Below are 14,644 nucleotides of genomic sequence, written 5' to 3' on the forward strand. Positions count from 1 at the left end.
CAGGATTGGGGAAGGCCGGATGTCCTCTCGGAAATTCGAGTCTATGACATCACAACAGCCCTAGAGATATTGGCCAGGATGTGAGTCGTGATCCTCACCGCGTGCGGCTCGTTCGGCCATGACGGCACGCAGCTGGGGCGACATATTCGCTTCCGCCCCTGGCGGAAGTGCCTTCATGTCTCCGGTACGCATTTGTTCCAGCTGCACCCGGGCGGCCATCTGCTGGGCGACCAGGGCGGCTTGGATGCCGTGGAACAGTCCTTCCAGCCAGCCGACCAGTTGCGCCTGAGCGATGCGCAGCTCCGGCTCGGACGGGGTCTCCTCCGCGCTGAAGGGCAACGACAGGCGCTCCAACTCGTCACGGAGTTCAGGGGCCAGGCCGGACTCCAATTCGGCGATGGAGCGCTGGTGGATGTCGCGCAGTCGCTGCCGACCCTTGTCGTCCAAATCGGCGGAGCGCACCTCCTCCAGCAGTTGCTTGACCATCGAACCGACCCGCATGACCTTGGCGGGCTCGGCGACCAGCTTCGACGGGTCGGGTTCAAAGGTCTCGTCGGATTCCTCGGCGGCCTCGGCGTGACGTGCTTTGGCTTCCTCCAACGACACCACATTGCCCTCGGCGTCTACAATCTGAAGTTCCTCGTCCGCGCCGCCTTCTTGGTCCTCGGTGCGGTCTTTTTCATCGGTGGCGTCCGATTCGGGATTCCTCTGGTGGGTGTTGTCAGCCATTGGGTTACTCCCTGTCGTTGAATTTCGCATCGAATCGGTGGGCGACGGTGTCGCGACGGCTGCGGGATCGTGCCCACGGCCCTCCGCGTCGCCCGATTCAATTCTAGTGACCTTCCCAATCGGTAACGACAGGCAACCTGGCATTCCTTCCCGGTTGTGACCTTTGTTTCGATCCACCGGGACGTGTGTTCTCAGTCCGACACCTGCTCCGGAACGGTCCGTGTCGCCGACTCCTGTGCCCGCGCACCGCCTTTCTCGTCGATCAGAGCCCACATGAGCTGGGCATAGGCCCAACCGGTCATGGCAGTGGCGGAATCGACGCCCGACCCGACCGATTTGCGGGCCCGCAGCAGGGCCGCCGAGGTCTTCGGTCCCCAGATTCCGTCGACGGCGCCCGGAGAGTGCCCCGAGTAACGCAGTAGGACCTGGACGCCCTTGACGCCTTCTCCTTCGTCGCCTTCTTTCAATCCGATCACTGACGTTCCTCCTATCGGTGATATGGGAGCGATGCCCCACGATCCGGTGTCGTCGTACGGGGGACGCGAGCGCCCGTCGGGTCCGCGCCCCACCGACACGTGCATGTGGCGGGTATGGGGATTGCTTCCGTGGTAGGCCCACCAGTTCCAATTGGTGTGGATACCGGCGATCCAACGGTTGAAGATGCAGTACTTGAGGGCTGGATTGCGGGTGGAAGGGTCGACGAGCACATCGGACAACCGCTCCATGTCGGCCCCGGCCCCCGGGTCGTGGGTGAAATCGGCGGCACAGACGACCCCCGCCGAATTGGGGTTGTGATCGCTGGCCGTCCCCGCATGGGCCGAGTCACCGATCGTTCCGTCACTGCGACGGGATCGGTGTGGGGCCAGAGCGTCGATCTCATCTCTCAATACTTCTAGACTGGTGGCAAGTCGCCAGGACATCGTGGATTCTCCAGATCGCTGGGTGGGCACCGGCCGGATCGCTGGAACGTGTACGCACCTCTGGGCGGGCGTGACATGCGTATCGCTCAACGACCAAGACGGTATTCATCGGTCGCACCGGGCAGGGTCGAAACGAATCCGCGGGGACGGCGGCGACGAGGGTGCGTATAGCACCATCAGTCCGTTTCGGCCGATAGACGAATTTTACGATGCTTTCGGAGGAAATGGAAGTGTCCCGGCTGGTTTCGCCTGCGGAAAGCCCATAATTCCGTCGTACGGATGACGCGATACACCTCACGACTGCGACCCGGCCGCCGGTGCCATCGCTGATCGGAGATTCCAGCGGCGCAGACCTCCGGATTTGTCCGTGGGGAGGAGGTCAACCGGTCCTAGCAGGTCACGTCAAACTCGCTCGCAATAGCGGCGGGACCGGAGTCGGTCCGCGCAGTCATCACAGCTGAATCCGGTGTTCACTGACAGATCGCGCACTCGGTTAACCTGTCGGGATCGCAGAGCGGTGGGATAGAAGCGCCATCATCGACCGGCAGATCCCTGTTCGACTGACTATCGTAGGACTCGACGTCATCCCCGTAACGCCTGTCGCCCGAAGTGAGTACTTCGGGCGACAGGCGAAAGTCCCCTTATTCGGCCGGCTTCCGCTTCGCGGTTGCGATGAGAATTGCCGCCGCGCCGACTACGAGGGCCGTCACGGCGAATGTGATCACGCGTGTTCGGTCATATCCGGTTTGGGACAACGTCGGCAGCGTCAGTGTCACCGATGTGTCGTGGACAAGGTAGTTGGGCGGCGGTTCTTTCTCCGGGTTCCAGACTCCGTCAGGTGTGTCCGGTTGCTGCGGTGGACTGACAATTTCGCATGTACTGTCGGCGCTGTCTTCGCAGACCGCTCCGGGGGCGGTGGTCACGACGGCATTCGACAGTTGAACGCCGGGTTGGATGTCGGGCGCGACCGTGACTGAGTAGGTGAGGGATACCGTATTGCCCGTAGAGATCGGCCCGCTCCAAGTCAATACCGGTTCATCGTAAGTTACCGATCCGGTTGTCGCTGTGGCGTCGTTGTTGTAAGTGGCATGCTGAAGAACCTCGGTGAGGTCGTCGGTGATGGTGAAGGGGTGGTTTTCGGTGTAGTCCACTTCTCCTGTGTTGGTCATTTCGACCTGGTAGGTAATCGTGTCTCCGGGGCCGGCAGTGGTGGTGTCGGCTGTTTTACCAATAGTGACTTCAGAGCAGGGCAGATGGATGGGAATTTCCGCAGAGCGTATGTTGGCTTTGTTGAATGCCCAGTCTTGGATATCCCTGTTGTTGCCCCACGAGTTCCTGGAATAGTCCCAGCCGTGAACTCCCCCAGTGGAATTGATACCTTCGGTGCCGTCTTTTACCGGTGTCGAGTTGGAACGATCGTCGGATAGTGCGGTGTCGTTCCAGTACACTGTGTCGTCTCCGGTCTGCGGTCCGTTGAGATGCTCCAGTTCGAATCCACCATCGCGCCCTTCGACGTCGTGGTTGACGAAGTAGATCGGTGCCGCCTCGTCGATGAGGGCGACGGCCGAAAGCTCGCGGCAGTTTTCTACCGGCAGGCCAGTGCCGTCGAGTCCGTCCCAAGCGATTTCGACGTCGCTGGTTTCACTGACGGTAACGCCCCATGAGATTTCCCGGTCGGTATCCGGGTCGAAGGTCCCATTGTTGTCTATGTCCAGTCGGATGTGTACGGTCCCATTGAAGTTGCTGACTTCGAGGTGGAACGTACCTTCGCTGCTTATGGGCGATGTCGGCCGGTAGGAGAGCTCTCCCAGCGACGGAGCCGATATGGGGTTGAGCAGCCAATCGCCGGTTCCATCAGGCAGCGTGACATTGGCGGGTAGATCGGTTGCCGGAGGTGCGAAGAAGATTTTGTACAGTCCGCAGGCAGATCGGTCCGCGATCACGCTCGAGGTGTGTTCAACACTGGCGTTGACCGGTACGCACGTGTCTTCGATGGTGACACCCGTGGCAGTGGATTGGAAGTCGGACCAGATGCCGTCGTAGTCGCGATACGTGCCACGATACTGGTAGCCGAACTCGGAAAGATAATAGAGGTTGAAATCGTCCGCTTCCTGCTGTTGTACAGCGTATACGGAAGTCCAAACGCGACCGGGTACGGCGGTTCCGTTGTCGGTTACGCTGATGTCCCAGTGCGCCGGCGGGCTTTTCCTGGAGGTGCCGTTGAGGTAGGAGATCTGCCATGTGCCCGCGGTGGCTGAGGACAGGCCGGAGTATGAGCAGGTCTTTCCTACCGGGTCGGCTTTGGTAATGGTGCAGGAGGGCAGGGCGGTTCCATCTGGACTGGTGACAGTGAGAACCGAATCGATGTCACGTTCAGTGGAATCAGCTTCGGCTCGTGTGAAGGCCACATCAAGCGTTTCTCCCGGCAGCACGTAGGCGTAGAAAGTGTTCTGAGCCCGGGAGGACGCAATTTCTCCTCCGGTGTACTCGGCGAGCGGTTTGGTCGGCGCATCGGTGATGACCGGGCCGACGCTTTGAGCCTGAGCCGGCAGTGCCATCAGCGAAGCAATCGTCGCTATCACGAACACGAAGATAAGCAGAGTCCGGCACGTTCGCATTTGATCAGTCACAAGAGACTAAATATCATATTCAGTGCGCAATTATCATTTAACATGCGGAATGAGGGCAATGCGGATTCCCTAGCATTAATGTCCCTCGTCAATCCGATGACGTTCACGGTGGCGGCGAGGCGTGCGTAGAACCGGGCGAGCTCGGACGGTAGGGAGCCGCAGGAGCCCGATCCGTTGGGCGGGTTTATATCGGTGTAGATGCTGAGATGAGCGGTCATTTCTGACGGGCTCCCGATCGGGCCCGGCCTGATCTGGTACGCAGTCCGCCGATTTCTGAACCGGTACTTCACACAGCTCAAATGCATTTCGGCGCCTACCCGCTTTACCAGGTAGGCGCCGAAATCGCTGTTCATAATCAGTGCGCGAGGTGGGAGTTGAACCCACACGTCCTATCGGACACTGCCACCTGAAGGCAGCGCGTCTGCCATTCCGCCACTCGCGCTCATATACAATTTGCCGACCACGCTCTTCCGCGCGGTCCCCACCATCATAACCGATGCCCTCATTGGAATCCGGCGCGGGGGTACCGCCGCCGTGACGCACACTGCACCGGCACCCGAAACCTCTAAATCAACGGACGCAAACGCCCCACCGGTTGGCCGCCACCGTAGATTTCCGGCCACGACAATTCCTCGATCACCTTGTGGGCTTCGTGGCTCGGCAGGAAATCGGTGTGCTGCACCAGAGCACGCAAGGCCACCGGCATCGCCGCACGTTGACCCCCGTCGTCGATCTTGACCACCACGGTGCCGACACCCGGAATCGACAGCGCCTGCACCGCCTCGGCTCCGCCCTTCGATACCAGGCCGTCGATCGCGATCATGGCCTTGGAATCCACCCCGTCGGAGCCCTGGATCAGTTTGGGGTAATGCCGCATCGCATCGGCGATCGCACGCTCCTCGGTTCCCTCGACCGCCGCAGTCAAGCGATGGAAAGCGCGCCCCAGGCCGGTCAGGCTGTAGGCGAACAGAGGTGCACCGCAACCGTCGACCCCGGTCGCGGCGATGTCCTCACCGGTCATCTCCTCCACCGTCGCCGCGACCTGCTGCTGCAGCGGGTGCTCCGGATCCAGATACGACGCCGGATCCCATCCGTTCAGCTTGCTCACCGCCACCATGGCCGAGTGCTTACCCGAACAGTTCATGTACACCCGACGCGCGGCCCCACCATGCGCCACCACAGCGCGGCGAGCGGCCGGGTCGCCCGGCAGGTCCGGCGGACACTGCAGAGCCTCCTCGCCCAGCTCGGCGCTGCTCAACAGGCTGTCCACCTCGTCGACGTGGAACTCCTCGCCTCGATGGCTGGCGGCGGCGATCGCCAGATTCGCCTCCGTGGCCGGCTTCCACCCCGCCCGCAGCGCGGCCAAAGCCTGAAAGGGTTTGGCCGAGGAACGCGGGAAGACGGGCGATGCGATATCGCCCACGGAGTGGACCACCGTGCCTTCGCCATTGAAGACGGCGACCGAGCCGCGATGGAAGCTCTCCGAAAAACCGGAACGAACGACTTCAGCGACCAGTTCGCCACCACAGTAATGCTTAGTTGTCATACTGGGCAGATTAAAGGTCCGTTTCCGCGCTCGCGCTCTGATCGCCGACTTTGTAAGTTACGTCCGAGCGTTCGACCACATTACGTTTCAGCAACGCGAGCGCGATCTGTCCTTCATCCACGTGCTGAACAGCTGTTCCAATCGTTCCGACCTGTTTTTCGCCGGCGAAAACCGGCGTACCGGGCTCGGGTGGATTCTCGTCCGAGCCGTCCAGGTGTAGTTTCACCAATCGACGAGGCGGCTTGCCGAGGTGGTGGACCCGTGAGACGGTTTCCTGTCCTCGGTAGCAGCCTTTGTCCAGGTGGACGGCGGCGTCCAGCCAGGCGCCGACTTCGTGGGGAACGGTCTTGTGGTCGGTGTCGACTCCGAAGACCGGTCGTCCGGCGGCCACGCGGAGGGCGTCTTCGGTCCAGGTCCCGGCGATCGGCTGGTCGTCGGGCATCGCACTGCGCGGCACGAGAACGTCGGTGGTCTGTTCCACGAGGTGGTCGGTCCGGCGGGCCCATCCCGTCTCGGTGGCGGTTCCCGGGTACCGCTGGGTGGTTTCGGCCAACAGGTCCTTGGAGGCGAACTTCGCCGGCGGGACATCCTGTCCGCTGGGGGCGGCGAGGTCCAGATCGCGACGGCCTCGGGTGTAGGTGACCAGGGCGTACTGATCGGAGACGTCGACGATGTCGACTTCGGTGCGGAATTTCATCATCTGGAGGAACGTCAGGAACGGCTCCACCGAGTCGGGGGCGACGTCCAGCCACGTGGTGGTGCCGTCGTCGTAAAGCCCGGCGTGATGTTCGATCCGTCCGGTCGGCGAGAGAACCATCACCTCGGTCCCGGTGTGCTCCGGAAGTTTTTCGATGTGCTGCGTCATCAGTGAGTGCAGCCAGGTCAGGCGGGCGTCGCCCGTTACGGTGACGATGTGGCGGTTCGAGCGATCCAGGATCGCTCCGTCCTCGAGCGCTTGCCGCTGTTCCTTCAACGGCTGGCCGAAATGCCAGGCTCGGTCACCGGACGCATTGGGCACTGCCCCAGGTAGGTCGAGGTAGGGAGAACGATTGTTATCCATGAGTTCCATCTTTCTTGTCGAGACATTGCGCGCAGGTGCCGAACAGGGCCACGTGTCCGATATCGAGTACGAACCCGGAGTCCGAGGCGATCGCGTCGCGGGCGGAGGAAAAAACGGCGGGACTGACTTCTTCGGTCTTTCCGCAACGGTGACATACCAGATGGGCGTGGCCGCGATCTCCCGCCAAGTGGTAGGTGGGGGCACCGTGCGACAGGTGCGTATGCGTCACCAGGTTCAACTCTTCCAGGAGGTCGAGGGTCCGGTAGATGGTGGTGATGTTGATGCCTTCAACCCGTTCGGCGACGCTGTCGTGGATGTGCTCCGGTGTGGCGTGTCCGAGATCAGCGATGGCATCAAGCACCAATTGCCGCTGCGGTGTCATTCGCATGCCTCGAGAACGCAGTACTGCGGCGAGATCGACGGTGTGGTTGGCTGACATGTACACCATCCTAATTTCCCGACCGTCACAATGGAGCCATGGCTGAAGTGACTGTTGCTATGGGTAGGGGCCTCGTACCGCCCGACCAACCGATCGTGTGCGCCGACGACCTGGGTGTGGTGCGGGGCGACGGCGTCTTCGAAACGATCAATGTGCGACACGGCGTTCCTTTCCTACTGAAGGAACATCTGGAGCGAATCCAAAATTCCGCCCAGGCGATGGAGATCGACGCACCCGGCTCGGGGGAACTGCGCGGTTTGGTGGAATCGGCGGTGGAGGAATGGAACACGCGTTCGGCGGAGGAAGCGGCCTTGCGGTTGGTGGTGACGCGGGGACGGCCGAGCGGCGGCGGGCCGACGGTTTTCGCCACGGTGGACCGCGTTGACGATTTGTCGAAGCGCCCCCGCACGACCGGGGTCGCACTCAGGTCGGCGTCGCTCGGGGTGGCGGCCATGGCCCGAAAGGACGCGCCCTGGCTTCTGGGCGGCGTCAAGGCCGTGTCCTATGCGACCACGATGAGCGTGTTGCGCTGGGCCAAAGGTCAGGGTGCCGACGATGCCCTGTGGGTGTCGTCCGACGGCTATGCCTTGGAGGGGCCGACGTCCTCGCTGTTGTGGCTGCGGAACGGCACGCTCTACACGACCTCCACTGAAACCGGGGTACTTCCGGGCACGACCAGCACGTTTCTTCTCAATCAAGCCGCGCGCATCGGCCTGGACGCCAAGAGCGACGTCATCGGTTTGACCGATCTCTTCGAGGTGGACGCCGCGTGGCTGAGCTCGTCCGTCAGAGGTGTGGTATTTATCACAGAAATCGACGGCAGGCCCATGCCCCAACGCCCCGATATCCACTCTGAGCTGCAAAAACTTAGTGGTTTTACCGCCTGAGCATCACAGTTTGGTATCAATTTTCAGGGAACTCTCAGGTACAGCCCAGCGCCAGCCCAGAGTCATGAACCAACATAATAATCGTTCCGGTCACGCCGACACAGAACTCGAAGAGTTCACTCGATGAAACACGGGCAGTTTTGTCGGGCTAACGTGTACAGCAGCGAACAGCCTGCCACACAGGCATATCGCGACAGACAGGAACAATCCGGGGGCACAAAACCGGTTCGGGTCATCGGGCACAACCCAACCGGTGCCATAGAAAAGTGGAGCTCCTCCACTTTAACGAGGGTGTAGTGAATGGGCAAGCACTACACCCTCATCTTTTACTCAGATCACTCAAAGAATTCTTATTATCCCAGCGCACAGCCATTAGTATCGTTTAGGTATCGATACGGTCACGAAACGGTCCACTGACCGCTCTATACGTCCTCGGCCCTGGCCATCAGGTCTTGCGCTTCGGGAGCCAGCGTCTCGATCACGTCAATCGCCTCAGCCTGAGTGTCGAAGCCACTGGTCATAATCACCAGGCGAATCGGCTCCCCGGCTTCGTCGGTAACCTCGCCGGACGAATGCACCACCCAAGGCACTCCGAATTCATAACGGGTGTCCCAGCCGTTCTTCACCCAACCGGATTCGCCGTCCTCGACGGCGGCACTGACACCCCACCGCTGTTCGGGTACCACCTCGGCGAGCACACTGCGGAAGTATTCCCGCTGTTCAGGGTTGAAGTATTCGGACTCTTCAGAGAACATGACGTCCAATAGGCGCTTCTGATCCCCCGCCGTCGACTCGGTGTAACCCCAGCGCTGTTCGGGGTGCTCGTGAGTGGAGTCCATCCCGTAGTGTTCGTGGGCCTCACGTAGAGCGGAATGGCCGTCCAAGATGTTGAACAACAGCCTGTTGGTGGCCTCATTGTCGGACTTGCCGACCATGTCGTGGATGAGTTCGTCGACCCAGCCGGGAATCTCCGCCGGCGAGCCGTAGTGCTCCACCAGCATCGCCAATACCTCCAGCTTGACGATGGAGGCGGCCGAATGCGTCTGGTCGGCGTTGAAGTCCAGTTCGTACTTACCGTCACCCGCCGCTACCGATACCGAGACGTTCTCATCGAGGTCCATATCCGCGACGACCTCGGAGAAGGTATCGGACAAGGTCTCATTGACGGCTTGACGCCGGTCTTCTTCGTTCGGCATCAGATCCGACCCCGACAGATCCTCGGGGTCCATCTGCGAGGAATGACGTTCGCGGTCATCGCCGCCCTCGGCACCCTGACCGTCGGTCTCGTCGGCATCCCGATTGAGTGCGACGACTACGGTAGCCACAACCAGTATCAGGACAATCGGAGTTGCCGTGAAAAACCAAAAATTCGGTCGAGTCAAGAATCGTAGACTCAATTTCCACCTACCCAGCCACATAACCGTTGATGTGGATTAACTGATACGCCGTCGGCTGGGCACCGCTGGTGTTCGTGGGGCGGGGCCATGACCGGGGGCTATTTCCACAGCCTGGCCGCGCCGCCACGCTGCGTTATGCTACTGAACGTACCTTCGACTTCAGAACAATTCTCATCACCGCTGCCGATACTCCTACCAGGCAGGCGATGGCGACAATCGCGAGCAGTCCGGAGGCTCCGTCGGACAGAGCGTCCGGATCGACCGCTGCCGCTTCCTCACTCATCTTAGCAAAATCGTCGTCGGACCCGAAATCCTCGGAATTCGCCGACTCGCCGAAGTTGAACGTTTGCTCCTGGTCATCCCCGGTATCATCCTCGGTCTCCGGCTGGGTGCCCTGAGTCTCGGTATCCGACGACACATCGGAATCGGTCTCTGTGGCAGGTTCCGAATTCGACGGCTCGCTCGTCTCAGAAGCGGGGGAATCGCTCATTCCGGAATGTTCGTCAACCTGCGGCTGTGGATCGGACCGAGTGTCGTCCGCAGGGGCCTGCGCGTCTTGCGCTGACTCGTCGGCGTCCTCCTCATCGCTCGCGGTCGCCTCGGAATCCGAATCGTCGGTCTCTTCGTCGTTCTCCGCCTCCACGGAGGCCTCATCGACGACGATTTCCGCCGGTTCATAATCGGGAAACAGCCCGCGGCATTCGGGAATCATGGCGACCTCCGCCGAGGTGTTCATGGTGAAGGTGTGGGTCTGGCCCGCCTGTATCTCATACGTGTCCTGACCGACGTGCAATTCCGCGTTCGTGTCCAGGTCATTGGTGTATCCGACGTGCGTTCCGGCCGTCACCGACAGGGGATTCTCGCTGGGAGCCGACGAGGCGGAAACAATGTTCAGAACGCCGCAACCACCGCTGAAGACGATTTCGTTCTCCGCCCCCGTCTCCGTGGTATCGGCGAAGGCGATACTCATGGTGGCGGCTCCCCCGATCGTCATCACCGACGCCGACAGTGCCGCGACACGACCCCGTTTACGACGCTCGCGCTTCATCTGCGCCTCGCGCAAACGCGGTGACATTCGGCCGTCGTTCACCGGATATGGCAAGGGCGGACGATTGTTGGACATTGCCGTGCGACGGTCAGCCTTACTGTGTTTCCCCATGATCCGTCTCCTGGACGATTAGCGTGTGATGTTTGAGAGATAGCCGCCGTACAGGTTCGAGGGCATGTTCTTCGGCTCCCCATCTCAGTGGCCCTGCGACGACGGGGTCTGGGCCAACCTGGAACACACGACCCGGGCGGTCTCACATTTTCCGGTCTCAACCTGGTACAACGAACCACCGCCCCACAGGTGACGCCCCCGAAGCCAAAAAGCGAGCGAATACCACCCGACCGAGTGCGGACCTAGGACCGAAACGCCCGCCCCGCCCGCAATCATCACCCCGCCGTCACCGCCCTATCGGGCGAAATCACAGCACACAGACGTCGATAGCACGGCTGTCCCCATCGCATAGACTCTCTGCAGACGCATCGTCAGACAAGAGAGGTCCCATGGCCGCGGAAACGTCCCTCAGCGATCAGGACAAGTGGGAGGCCTTCGTCTCCCACGCCCAAGCAGATCCCGCACCACCACGGCTCACGTGGTGGAAACGCGCCCTCCACCGCGTCATACGCTGCGAATCCCTCTACGCACTCGTCATCAGCGTCGCCGCCGCCGTGGCGTTCACCTGGCCACTGGCCGCCCACCTCGACGACGGCGTCCTCGGCGACCTGGGCGACCCCATGCTGCAGACCTATACCCTCGCCTGGCTCGGACACGCCCTCAAGGAGGGACTACCGGTCTTCGGCACCAACACCCTCTGGCCGGCACCCGATTCACTGTTGTTCTCCGACACCCTACTGGGCTACCTACCCGCCGGGGCCCTGATACACGACCAAAGCTCGGCACTGGTCGTATACAACCTACTGTTCATCGCGAGCTTCGCGCTCGCCGCCTTCTCCGGTTACGTACTCCTGCGTCAGTTGGGGGCCCGCATGGCCGGATCGGCCGTCGGCGCCGCCGTGTTCGCCTTCGCGCCGTGGACGATCAGTCAGTTCGGCCACATTCAGGTGCTCTCCTACGGCGCGATCGCGCTCAGTCTGGCCATGCTCGCCCGCGGACACGGCTGGTCACTGCGCGAGGGATTCAAACCGGAACGTCAACGCCCGATATGGATTCTCCTGGGCTGGCTGACAGCACTGTGGCAGTTCAGCATCGGTGCGGGGCTGGGGGTTCCCTTCGTCTATCTCCTTGCCGTGCTGGCCTTGGCCTTCGCACTGGCGTGGCTGGTGAAACGCCCCCGCCTGAAATGGGGCACACTCGCCGCGAACGCTCTCGGCGGAGTCACCTTCAGCCTCGCGGTGCTGTGGTTGGCCGACAAACACGCCGCCGTCGCCGCCACCCGGCCCGAGGCGAGTCGCGACCTGGACTACATACAGCATTTCTCCCCTACCTGGCAGAGTTTCATTCTGGCCCCGGAGAAGTCCTGGCTCTGGGGAGACGCCCACGCCGCCGCCCGTGCCGACCTCACCTGGCAGCCGGAACAGACTCTCCTCATCGGATTCACCGCCCTGGCGTTGGCCCTGGCCGGACTGGTCTGGTCCAGCTGGAGTCGCACCAGCCGGTGGGTCCTGGGTCTGTCGATTCTGGTCCTCACCGCCCTGTCCCTCGGCCCGAACTTTCTCGACAACGGCGCGTGGGCCTGGGGGCTGTTGTACGAGTACGTGCCCGGGTTCGACGCGATACGCACCCCGGGGCGTTTGATCATCTATCTGACGCTTCTGGTGGCGATTCTGGCAGCGGGAACGCTGACCCACCTGGCCGATCGAGCCGATCGGATCGCGCATCTGGGTCGCATCGATCCACGGCGTCGGGGCCGTGCTCCACGTCGGGTCCAGGCGCTGTTCTTCCTACCTCTGCTGCTGGTGGCCGTCGAGGCCGTCCATACCGATCAACGGCATTCCCCTCCAGCGGCTCCCGTGGAGTTCAGTGCTCTGGAGGAGCCGATTCTGGTCCTTCCAACCGGCGGTAACGACGGCATCGTGCAATTTTGGTCCATCGACGGCTTTCCCGACACCGTCAACGGGATCACCGCCTTCACCCCAACGGAATACACCGAGATCCAGCGAAGGGCGGAAGGCTTCCCGTCGGTCGAATCGGTGCGATCGCTCCAGGAAGCGGGTATCTCCACGGTGGTCGTCATACCGCAATGGGCACGCGGCACGGAGTGGGAACAGCTCGACGTGGACGATCCTCCGGGGCATGTGGACGTCGAACGCCGCCCGGGCGCGGTGGTGTACTCCCTGGACTGAGCCGGTTAAGTACCGACTTGACGCAGAAACGCCACGACTCCCGAGGGTTCGGACTCGTCGTGGCGATGCAGTGGGCTGGCGATGATGTCCATCGTCAGCCGCGAACCGTCCATCTCGATCCGTGCCAATCCCCGTTCCAAGGTGTTGCTCTGCATGGCTCGCAGCATGGGGAGGCGTCCCAGTTCGGGCGTGCCCAGCCGATGTCCGCCGGGGCTGAAATCCACAAACCGTATCCCGGCGTCCAGAAACCTCGGCATTGTCTCTTCGACCTCCGCCGAGAGCCCGAGAAGCCGCAAGGCGGATATGGACATGGCCCGGATACGGAGGTTTTCGTCCAGCAGAGCACAGGGATCCCCACTACCTTGAATCGCCGACTTCCACGGAATGAGGTTTGCCGGCAGTGGAGCGGAGTGGGCGTAACGCGAACGCGCCGCCAGACGCGAGGAATTGTCGTTTCCCTGGGGCAGAGACATTTCCAGTTGGGTCATCGACGCAAGCGCTCCTCGTCCGACCCCTGGACGGACCAGTGGTCGATATCAGGGTGTGATCGCGATCTTCGGCTCTTCCAACGGTAAGCGATCAGTGACAGTGAAATACTCTCAGTTCACTCAAGTTAACACATACTCGCTAAGATTGGAAAGCACTGGACAAAACCACCAGAGTTCGCAGGGTCACGCGAGCCGCCGCGTCATGCGTCATTTCCCTGGTTTATTAACTAGTATCTGCCCTATGACAGACAATCCGTATTGGAATGAATCGGACCAGTCGCGCTTCGACGAGTCCAGCGATCCCATCGTCACCGGCGACTTCTCCTCCTGGTGGAACGCCGGTATCAATGTGGTGCAACGGTCCTGGCGTTCCATGGGAACGATCCTCCTCATCGGGGTGGCGATCCCCGGCTTCGTGCTGAACCTGCTCAATACCCTGGCCTATCAGGACACCGAATCCGGCATGTTCGACATGGGGGCGGCCAATGCCGAGACCTACGACCCCGGTGCGGCCCTCGGCTTTTCCTTGCTGGCCATTCTGCTCCTGTATCTCTACGCCGCCGCGACCATGGCCGCCACCCGTACCGCCGCGGCCGACGCCGCCGGCGGTTTTGTGACGACCTCAGAGGCATTGAAAGCCGCGTTTCGAGTGGGCTGGAAGCTATGGCTGTGGATGGTGCTGGGGTACCTCTGCGTCTCCATTGGACTGGTTTTGCTGGTCGTTCCCGGATTGTTGGTGGCCTTCGGTCTGGCCGTGATCGTTCCGGCCGCCACGTTCCAGAAGAACGTCAATCCGTTCGCACGGTCGTTCGCGCTGACCTATACGAATTTCGGCCCGGCCTTGGGACGTGTGGTCGTCACCGTCATCATCGCGGCCGTCATCAACTGCCTGATTTCCGTCTTCATGGGTTTCCTGGCCGATGTGTTCCTACAGCACGCCCCGGTGGCGATCGGAAACATCATGGCCGTGGTGCTGTCGGCGCTCACCGCTCTGCTGATGTTGATTCCCATGCTGTGGATGACGGCGGCCAATCTCTGTACCTATGCGGCCCTACGCGGTCGATCCGAGGCGATTTCCGCCGTCTCGCTGTCGTCCGAAGCGACCGACGTCGCCCGCTGAATTCGTCTACGACACAATTCACATCCTGAATCACCAGGAAAAATTCCCCCCAGTTTGGCACTCGGAACCGGAGAGTGCTA

At 61.6% G+C, this 14,644-nt stretch carries 12 protein-coding genes and 1 tRNA gene; 3 read left to right on the plus strand and 10 right to left on the minus strand.

Annotated features, from left to right (window positions below):
- Positions 1-60 precede the first annotated feature (60 nt).
- From HALAL_RS0104800 to HALAL_RS0104835, 7 genes are all read right to left on the minus strand, one after another.
- The gene (locus tag HALAL_RS0104800) at positions 61-729 is read right to left on the minus strand and encodes a bacterial proteasome activator family protein (RefSeq protein WP_025272912.1); all 669 of its coding nucleotides are present in this window, start codon (positions 727-729) and stop codon (positions 61-63) included.
- A gap of 191 nt (positions 730-920) precedes the next feature.
- Positions 921-1,616 carry a peptidoglycan-binding domain-containing protein gene (locus tag HALAL_RS17365; protein WP_156937601.1) on the minus strand — a complete coding sequence of 232 codons (696 nt, stop codon included), beginning with the start codon at positions 1,614-1,616 and terminating at the stop codon, positions 921-923.
- A gap of 674 nt (positions 1,617-2,290) precedes the next feature.
- Positions 2,291-4,231, minus strand: a complete 1,941-nt coding sequence (locus HALAL_RS0104810; protein WP_169732404.1) for a DUF7927 domain-containing protein — start codon at positions 4,229-4,231, stop codon at positions 2,291-2,293.
- A 407-nt stretch (positions 4,232-4,638) separates the two neighbouring features.
- Positions 4,639-4,721: transfer RNA gene (locus tag HALAL_RS0104820), tRNA-Leu, on the minus strand.
- 123 nt (positions 4,722-4,844) lie between these two features.
- A complete protein-coding gene (locus HALAL_RS0104825) occupies positions 4,845-5,825 on the minus strand; it encodes an asparaginase (RefSeq protein ID WP_025272916.1) in 981 nt (326 codons plus the stop codon).
- Positions 5,826-5,835: 10 nt separating this feature from the next.
- Positions 5,836-6,885 (minus strand): CAF17-like 4Fe-4S cluster assembly/insertion protein YgfZ, encoded by a 1,050-nt coding sequence (gene ygfZ, locus HALAL_RS0104830; protein ID WP_029767408.1) that lies wholly within the window; start codon positions 6,883-6,885, stop codon positions 5,836-5,838.
- Positions 6,878-7,324, minus strand: coding sequence for a Fur family transcriptional regulator (locus HALAL_RS0104835; protein ID WP_025272918.1), 447 nt, complete (start codon positions 7,322-7,324; stop codon positions 6,878-6,880). The genes ygfZ and HALAL_RS0104835 overlap by 8 nt, the downstream gene beginning before the upstream one ends.
- A 38-nt stretch (positions 7,325-7,362) precedes the next feature.
- Here HALAL_RS0104835 and HALAL_RS0104840 point away from each other — a divergent pair, with 38 nt between their 5' ends.
- Complete coding sequence (locus HALAL_RS0104840) at positions 7,363-8,211, plus strand: aminotransferase class IV (RefSeq protein WP_025272919.1); 849 nt, start codon at positions 7,363-7,365, stop codon at positions 8,209-8,211.
- A 422-nt stretch (positions 8,212-8,633) separates the two neighbouring features.
- On the opposite strand, the gene HALAL_RS0104845 is transcribed toward HALAL_RS0104840, so the two are convergent.
- Together HALAL_RS0104845 and HALAL_RS0104850 are read right to left on the minus strand one after the other, a co-directional pair.
- Positions 8,634-9,536 carry a serine hydrolase gene (locus HALAL_RS0104845; RefSeq protein ID WP_156937603.1) on the minus strand — a complete coding sequence of 301 codons (903 nt, stop codon included), beginning with the start codon at positions 9,534-9,536 and terminating at the stop codon, positions 8,634-8,636.
- A 205-nt stretch (positions 9,537-9,741) separates the two neighbouring features.
- Positions 9,742-10,767 (minus strand): hypothetical protein, encoded by a 1,026-nt coding sequence (locus HALAL_RS0104850; protein WP_025272921.1) that lies wholly within the window; start codon positions 10,765-10,767, stop codon positions 9,742-9,744.
- A gap of 389 nt (positions 10,768-11,156) precedes the next feature.
- Between HALAL_RS0104850 and HALAL_RS0104855 the strand changes: the two genes are divergently transcribed.
- Positions 11,157-12,956, plus strand: a complete 1,800-nt coding sequence (locus HALAL_RS0104855; protein WP_025272922.1) for a hypothetical protein — start codon at positions 11,157-11,159, stop codon at positions 12,954-12,956.
- 5 nt (positions 12,957-12,961) lie between these two features.
- Here the strand turns inward: HALAL_RS0104855 and HALAL_RS0104860 are convergent, their stop codons facing one another.
- The gene (locus HALAL_RS0104860; RefSeq protein ID WP_025272923.1) at positions 12,962-13,444 is read right to left on the minus strand and encodes a nitrogen regulation protein NR(II); all 483 of its coding nucleotides are present in this window, start codon (positions 13,442-13,444) and stop codon (positions 12,962-12,964) included.
- Positions 13,445-13,685: 241 nt separating this feature from the next.
- Between HALAL_RS0104860 and HALAL_RS0104865 the strand changes: the two genes are divergently transcribed.
- On the plus strand, positions 13,686-14,564 hold the full coding sequence (locus HALAL_RS0104865; RefSeq protein WP_025272924.1) for a hypothetical protein: 879 nt from the start codon (positions 13,686-13,688) through the stop codon (positions 14,562-14,564).
- The last annotated feature ends 80 nt before the right edge of the window (positions 14,565-14,644 follow it).

It is taken from the genome of Haloglycomyces albus DSM 45210, assembly GCF_000527155.1.
GTDB lineage: Bacteria > Actinomycetota > Actinomycetes > Mycobacteriales > Micromonosporaceae > Haloglycomyces > Haloglycomyces albus.

Coding starts and splice junctions, on each gene's coding strand:
- HALAL_RS0104800 (WP_025272912.1), bottom strand. CDS start 729: ATGGCTGACAACACCCACCAGAGGAATCCCGAATCGGACGCCACCGAT.
- HALAL_RS0104825 (WP_025272916.1), bottom strand. CDS start 5,825: ATGACAACTAAGCATTACTGTGGTGGCGAACTGGTCGCTGAAGTCGTT.
- ygfZ (WP_029767408.1), bottom strand. CDS start 6,885: ATGGATAACAATCGTTCTCCCTACCTCGACCTACCTGGGGCAGTGCCC.
- HALAL_RS0104835 (WP_025272918.1), bottom strand. CDS start 7,324: ATGTCAGCCAACCACACCGTCGATCTCGCCGCAGTACTGCGTTCTCGA.
- HALAL_RS0104840 (WP_025272919.1), top strand. CDS start 7,363: ATGGCTGAAGTGACTGTTGCTATGGGTAGGGGCCTCGTACCGCCCGAC.
- HALAL_RS0104850 (WP_025272921.1), bottom strand. CDS start 10,767: ATGGGGAAACACAGTAAGGCTGACCGTCGCACGGCAATGTCCAACAAT.
- HALAL_RS0104855 (WP_025272922.1), top strand. CDS start 11,157: ATGGCCGCGGAAACGTCCCTCAGCGATCAGGACAAGTGGGAGGCCTTC.
- HALAL_RS0104860 (WP_025272923.1), bottom strand. CDS start 13,444: ATGACCCAACTGGAAATGTCTCTGCCCCAGGGAAACGACAATTCCTCG.
- HALAL_RS0104865 (WP_025272924.1), top strand. CDS start 13,686: ATGACAGACAATCCGTATTGGAATGAATCGGACCAGTCGCGCTTCGAC.